Annotated in this window: 6 protein-coding genes and 1 tRNA gene; 3 read left to right on the top strand and 4 right to left on the bottom strand. The window is 48.1% G+C overall.

The features are described from left to right. Positions 1 to 879: 879 nt before the first annotated feature. Positions 880 to 1,152: an Npun_R1517 family heterocyst differentiation transcriptional regulator gene (locus IGR76_09610; GenBank protein ID MBF2078758.1), complete on the top strand. Its 273-nt coding sequence runs from the start codon at positions 880 to 882 to the stop codon at positions 1,150 to 1,152. A gap of 8 nt (positions 1,153 to 1,160) precedes the next feature. Here IGR76_09610 and IGR76_09605 read toward each other — a convergent pair whose 3' ends face one another. The 3 genes from IGR76_09605 to IGR76_09595 form a co-directional block, all read right to left on the bottom strand. Continuing rightward, complete coding sequence (locus tag IGR76_09605; protein MBF2078757.1) at positions 1,161 to 1,844, bottom strand: hypothetical protein; 684 nt, start codon at positions 1,842 to 1,844, stop codon at positions 1,161 to 1,163. After that, on the bottom strand, positions 1,730 to 2,305 hold the full coding sequence (gene coaD / locus IGR76_09600; protein ID MBF2078756.1) for a pantetheine-phosphate adenylyltransferase: 576 nt from the start codon (positions 2,303 to 2,305) through the stop codon (positions 1,730 to 1,732). Before coaD ends, IGR76_09605 begins: the two co-directional genes overlap by 115 nt. A 178-nt stretch (positions 2,306 to 2,483) precedes the next feature. Then, positions 2,484 to 2,556 (bottom strand) — tRNA-Ile (locus IGR76_09595). Between the two features lie 285 nt (positions 2,557 to 2,841). Here IGR76_09595 and IGR76_09590 point away from each other — a divergent pair. Beyond that, positions 2,842 to 3,408 (top strand): hypothetical protein, encoded by a 567-nt coding sequence (locus tag IGR76_09590; GenBank protein ID MBF2078755.1) that lies wholly within the window; start codon positions 2,842 to 2,844, stop codon positions 3,406 to 3,408. Positions 3,409 to 3,511: 103 nt separating this feature from the next. Further along, on the top strand, positions 3,512 to 5,002 hold the full coding sequence (locus IGR76_09585; GenBank protein MBF2078754.1) for an HlyC/CorC family transporter: 1,491 nt from the start codon (positions 3,512 to 3,514) through the stop codon (positions 5,000 to 5,002). Between the two features lie 141 nt (positions 5,003 to 5,143). Here IGR76_09585 and cysH read toward each other — a convergent pair whose 3' ends face one another. Further along, positions 5,144 to 5,902: a phosphoadenosine phosphosulfate reductase gene (cysH, locus tag IGR76_09580; protein MBF2078753.1), complete on the bottom strand. Its 759-nt coding sequence runs from the start codon at positions 5,900 to 5,902 to the stop codon at positions 5,144 to 5,146. Positions 5,903 to 6,361: the final 459 nt, after the last annotated feature.

Raw genomic sequence — 6,361 nt, 5'->3', positions numbered from 1 at the left:
GCTCACCCAACCTACGAGAGAATCAGGGTTGTGTGAGTTTTGTCAGTCAATCAGTTACCCATGTCCCATCGATTGAGGATCATGTCAGCATGGCTGTCTAAATATCGGAAGAATTTCCGAAAAATTTCCGAGCTTGCTTTTGATCCATGATGCCAATCTCTGAGAATAAATTCTAGCTTTATCAATTCATTGCTCAGTATTTTCTTGGATTTAAAATAAGTGCTTTCAGTAAGAAAGAACAGAAGGTGCGAGATTTCACCTCTATTCCTAGCTCTCTCCCTCTATACTGGGTCTGTTCTGAAATTCATTTGTAATTCTGACGTTACCGAAATATAGCGTTTGAATGAGCTGAAACGACTGGCCGTTTAGAATACAAACTATCTCTACACTTGGCTGACTAAAAAATATCGATAATTAACAAAGACTACATCAAGGTCATCTGGTGTCATTACCAATACTTCATAAAAAAGAAATATAGAAACCCATACCTAGTGCTATTGTCAAAGTGTTGAAGTAAGCTACCTAGAGAATTGAACTTTATATTCATAAAAGCTATGTAAAACAGATCTTTTTTTTACATTAACCATAACTTTTATTTCAGCTAAACAGCGGATTTAGATAGCCTCGTCTCTAGGATAAATTAGGCGCATGTAAATCAGTAGGAACAGTTAGGGGTTGATCTTAAGCGTTCAATTAGCCGTGAAAGACTCAAGGTGAGATTTGGAAAGCAGTTCTAGCTTTGTTTGTGTACTTAAAAGATTTAGGTATGGCTCTAGCATGTCTTTCTAGATAGCAGAAGGTTAGGATTACCGCTCTCAGATACAGCGCTGTTCCTCAATAGTAGTGTCCGTGTTCCAATCGTAATTTTTAGCACTCCTTATGGAATCTACTTTCTCGAAATATTTGCCTGAAGAACCTGAGCTTGGCATCTATGATTGCGAAATCAGCCTCAAATTTAGGCTCATTGAGGATAAATCTGTGCTGCGCGATCGCGATCGCCTGCTTGAGTTGCTGCTTGAGGCATTTTCCTACGGAGCCGATGAGTACCTGGAAACAGTTGATACAAGCGTTAACATTCGGGAGATTCCTGCGACAGCAACCTCTCCCCAAATGCGTCGTCAACTGATCCGACTTCGCAACTCGCGCCAGTAGAGTAGACCTTAAAATCCGTCACGATTCCGCGGTGTTGGAGCATCTAACTGAAGCTGTTGCCGACCGTTACGAACAACCCGCATCATATCGGAGAGCTGCTGTTCCATATCCCGCAGCACCCGATCCGCGTAGGTATCCGCTCCTCGCTGAATTTCTTCACATTCAGCGATCGCCATCATCCGCATTTCTTCAATATCCTGCTGCGCTTGACGCCGCAACATTTCAATTTCCGATAGCGTTTGATCCTGGAGCAGTTGGCATTCTTGCTGAATCTGCATCCGAATCTGATTGGCTTCCATTTCGGCTTGCCGAACCAACCCCATCTCGTTCAGCACCTCTGCGGCACGCTGCTCTGCTGCACGGATAATGTCTTGGGCGTACTCCTCCGCCTCCGCCAGAATTTCGTCCTTGTTCCGCAAGATTTCAGTGGCTTCCCGAAAGGCCGACGGTAGGTGCAAGCGCAACAGATCAAGCTGCTGCAAAATCTTTTCTTCGTCCACCATCGTCCATCGGCTCAGCCAAATGCGGGGACTGTCCAGAACCATTTCCTCAAGCTTATTAAACTCTTCCTGGATGTCTACGCTTCCAGATCGGGGAGAACTCCCAGGGGAGTCACTTTTGTAGGCTTGTCCACCGGGGGATGCGTTTGAACCACGTGGGGTGCCGATTGAGTCGGGATCTTGGCGTAACATCTGCGAATATCCAGGGCAACAGTTTGAGGAACAAGATGATCAATAGAGCCGCCAAATTTTGCAATTTCTTTGACAAGGCTGCTGCTCAGAAAACTATACTCCGTTGACGTAGCTAGAAAAACAGTCTCAATGTCTGACGATAAGGTCTTGTTAGTGTGAGCCATTTGCAGCTCTTTCTCAAAGTCAGATAGTACACGAAGACCTCGCAAAATCACACCCGCATTTCGCTCATGGGCATAGGTAACCGTTAAACCATCAAAGCTGTCAATCTCAATATTAGAAAGATGCTGAGTAGCCGTGCGGATTTGCTCTAGTCGTTTCTGCACGCTGAATAGCGGAACCTTGCCCGGATTATGCGATACCAGGACGATCACTTTTTTAAATAGCTGGCACCCCCGCTCGATAATGTCAAGATGACCGAGCGTAATGGGATCAAAGCTACCAGGGTAAATCGCAATCACAGCATCAGGAGACGAAACGACTAGGGAGATTATACTCTCAGACTAGGATTTTCGAACCAAGGATTCAATATTCGTGTTAGCAATTAGACGCGTTCACCTGAATGGAGGTCTTGCGTACTTGTGAGGTTCAGTGTTGGCGATCGCCCCTATCGAACGCTAGTGTGCTTTACCAGAAAAGTCCAGGGTGCAGGGGTCGAACCTGCCTAAGGCGAATTATGAGTTCGCTGCCTAAACCGCTCGGCCAACCCTGGTTAGGGTACCATTCTACCGTGAGTTCTCAGCACTGATCACTTGGTTTATCAGGATATCAAGAATGGGGATCTGTATTAGGTTAAGACACATTTTTTAAGTGCAGTTTTGAAGCTTAGTTGATAAGCTACTGGGTATATCCTAACCGTAGCCGCACAATCATCATGATTGACGTAAAGTCTGCATTCCGCAGGCATTCTACCTCACCCTACTCTTTGGGCATGGGAGTGGGAGTGCATGACTAACGGTAACGGCGCAGTGTTCGGACAACACGTAAAGTTTCCAAAATGGCAGTTAATCCAACCGTTATCCTTACCTTTATTTTGCTTTTCTTAATGATGGGCGCAGGTCTATTCAGTGGGACATGGGGATACTCCCTAGGGCGCGAAGCGCTACGAGGCATTACCCAGCCCGATAGTCGGCCAGGAAGCCCGATCCGTCGATCTGAACGTAAGGACACTCCATCAGAGCAGGGTATGACATTTCTGGATGAAACCAAGCTCATTGAGGACGTTAAGGCACGGATGAGCGGCAAGCCCTCCACTCCAGAGGCAACACCTGCTCCAGGGAGTGCTACTCCGACATCTTCGAGGGTTGTAGAGGAAACTGCCCCAGAATCAGAATTAGCATCCGATTCGCCCAGTTCTGGCGTTTCCGATGCTAGTTTTGAGCCTGGGACAGCAGAATCGAGTTCTGAGACTGCGGTAGATGCGGGCATGGAATCAGCGCCCTGGGAGTCACCCGAGGTTGAAGATCCAAATATCGACGGGCAGCCGGATGAAACTGCACCGGATTCCCCAGCCAGCGATCCGTTGGCAGAATCTGACCCATTTTTAGATACGGAGTCTAATTGATTGGTCTTGCGTTGATTACGATAGTGACTTTAGCGATCGCCAATTCAGTATCGGCTGGGGCGAACTCACGAGTGCTGCGCTTCACCCCTTTACGGACTTTGATATGGTAACGAATCTAACGCTATCGGGTGTACTCGCGCGCCTGATGGCCGTTTTTCTCTTAATTGTGATCAATGCGTTTTTCGTCGCGGCGGAATTCTCAATCGTTTCAGTGCGGCGATCGCGCATTAACCAGCTTGCCTCAGCAGGGGATATTCAAGCTAAAACGGTTCAGAGCCTGCAGCGCAGCATCGATCGACTATTATCAGCAACTCAACTGGGGATTACCCTCTCTAGCCTTGCCCTAGGGTGGATTGGCGAGGGGACGATGGCCGTTTTAATTGCGGCACTTCTGATCCGGTTCCCCTTGCCTGTAGAACTGGTACCGACCGTTGCCCACTCCGTTGCGCTCCCCTTAGCCTTTATCCTGATTGCCTATCTGCAAATTGTGTTGGGCGAGTTGTGCCCAAAATCCGTGGCTTTGCTTTATCCCGAACAGCTATCGCGGGTCTTGGGGGCACCCAGTATGGCGATCGCCCGCATTTTTAACCCCTTCATTTGGATTCTCAACCAGTCTACCCACTGGCTGCTGCGGCTTGTGGGAATTGAATATACGGGGCAAGGGTGGTCTAGCCGCGTCACGCCTGAAGAACTTCAGCTCATTATCAATACCTCCACTGAGTCTCCAGACTTGGAAGCCGAAGAAAGGCAAATGTTGAGTAACGTGTTTGAGTTTCGGGAGGTCAGCACCGGAGAAGCGATGATCCCCCGCACGAGCATCGTGAGCTTACCGAAGGATGCTACCTTTCAGCACTTGCTGAATGAAGTCGTGGAATCTGGACATTCTCGTTATCCAGTCATTGGCGAATCCTTGGACGATGTGTGCGGCGTCATTTACTTCAAAGAACTCGCAGAACCCCTTGCCCAAGGACTGCTAACGTTAGATAGCCCGATCGAACCGTGGATTCGTCCAGCTCGGTTTGTACCGGAGTACCTGCCCCTGACTGAACTGTTGCAAATCATGCAGCGATCGGGACAGCAGATGGTGGTCGTGGTGGATGAATTTGGCGGCACAGCCGGACTCGTGACCATCCAGGATTTAACAACCGAGATTTTGGGAGATTCCCATGAGCTAGAAGACGACTCTGACAGCGAATTTCAGGTTTTAGACGAGCAAACCTTCCTAGTTCAAGCGCAGATGGATTTGGAAGAATTGAACGATTTGATGGACGTGAATTTACCCATTATTGAGGACTATCAAACGGTGGGCGGATTCATGATTTATGAAATGCAGAAAATTCCTGAACAGGGAGAAAAATTTCAGTATCAGAACCTTGAATTTACCCTGGTCTCGGTCGATGGCCCTCGACTCCAACATATTCAGATTCAACGACTGGATCAGGTGTCTACCCGCACCCTTGAATCCGATTTATTGTTGATTGAAGAAGCTGACGCTACGTCCATTTCTCCTGATCTGGAAAATGGTCAGAAATCGGTGCCCCCCTCAATGGACGACGATGCCGACGCCCAAACTCAAGCCCAAACGGATGACTAATACCAATGTGGGGCGTGAAATTCTTAGTTTTGAGTTGGTCATGCTTGGCTACGTCATAAATTCAGGCACTGGATCGAGAACTGAGTCCAAGACGTCGGTATGCCCAAGTCAGGGTGACCATCTTTAGAGCCGCAGCAGTCTTTACAGTGAACTGGAATTGAGACTTTCCTCTTCTCCAATGGTTTGGGGGAGGTGAATGCCGCATTCTTGTTTGAGTCCGTGGAAGCGAGTATCGCGTTCATGTTCATCCGTTGCCATGATCGGACGGCTCGAATGCCAATCTCCTACGGTGACATACCCTTCATCGAACATAGGATGGTATGGCAAATCGTGGGCTTGAAGATAGTCGTAGATATTCTTTGAGTTCCAACCCAAAATCGGTAGCACCTTATAGTACGGATCTTGACGAGTCAGGATCGTCAAATTTTTGCGATGGCTCGTTTGATCTCGACGGAGTCCGGCCAGCCATGCGGTTGCACCCAAATCCTCCAAGGCGCGCTGCATCGGTTCTACCTTACGAATTTGATCGTAGAGGTTGAGAGACTCCACATCCTGTTTGTCCCATAGTTTGCCGTACAGGGCTTCCATGCGAGCGGGGCTGATGGGGGATTGATAGACGTGCAGATTGAGGTTGAGACGTTGCGAAAGCTCTTCTGCAAAACGATAGGTTTTGGCAGGAAGATAGCCCGTATCGACCCAAATGACCGGAATAGACGGTACAACAGAGGTCACTAAATGCAACATCACAGCAGACTGAATACCAAAACTGGTACTCATGACCAGCCCATTTCCGAAGGTTTCAGACGCCCACTTGATCACCTGGGCAGAATCCAACGAATCGAGATGTTGATTAATGGAGTCGATGTCCAACTGAGGATGTTGTAACGCGGTACCTACCATAGACAGTGATAACCTCGGATTGAGTCTAACGGCACTTCTCAAGTTTCAGGCCGGATGAAGACAGACATTGGGACTAGCTTCTCATAGAGCAGAGCCCTTTGGGCTGAAATTGTGAACTTTTTCTACAATTGCACTGCTGCTGTCACGATGTCCTTACTGAGCGATTGAGCGGATGGGGCGATCGCCCCTTTGCCAACGCTCCCAATTGTAGAATGCTAGCTGTGCTCCAATGTCGTGATTGTAACAAGGCTTGAATATGACCTGTTGAAGTATGACAGTTATAGAAACTGTCACTTTAGAGCTCGAATCTGATTTGAAGCGTGTATTATATACACAGGTGAGGAGTGAAAAGGTCGAAAGAAGAAGCCTCTGGAGTCGAAACGCGGCAAGACGTCCAGAGGTTTTTTCAATCCCTGCGGGTCGATTCCCCGCCGCTCTGCGGCGTAAAATGCCAGGATG

Origin of the sequence: Synechococcales cyanobacterium T60_A2020_003 (assembly GCA_015272205.1) — a bacterium.
Taxonomy (GTDB): Bacteria; Cyanobacteriota; Cyanobacteriia; order RECH01; family RECH01; genus JACYMB01.
This window is presented reverse-complemented; position numbering and strand designations above follow the sequence as displayed.

Coding starts and splice junctions, on each gene's coding strand:
- IGR76_09605 (MBF2078757.1), bottom strand. CDS start 1,844: ATGTTACGCCAAGATCCCGACTCAATCGGCACCCCACGTGGTTCAAAC.
- IGR76_09610 (MBF2078758.1), top strand. CDS start 880: ATGGAATCTACTTTCTCGAAATATTTGCCTGAAGAACCTGAGCTTGGC.
- IGR76_09585 (MBF2078754.1), top strand. CDS start 3,512: ATGGTAACGAATCTAACGCTATCGGGTGTACTCGCGCGCCTGATGGCC.
- IGR76_09590 (MBF2078755.1), top strand. CDS start 2,842: ATGGCAGTTAATCCAACCGTTATCCTTACCTTTATTTTGCTTTTCTTA.
- cysH (MBF2078753.1), bottom strand. CDS start 5,902: ATGGTAGGTACCGCGTTACAACATCCTCAGTTGGACATCGACTCCATT.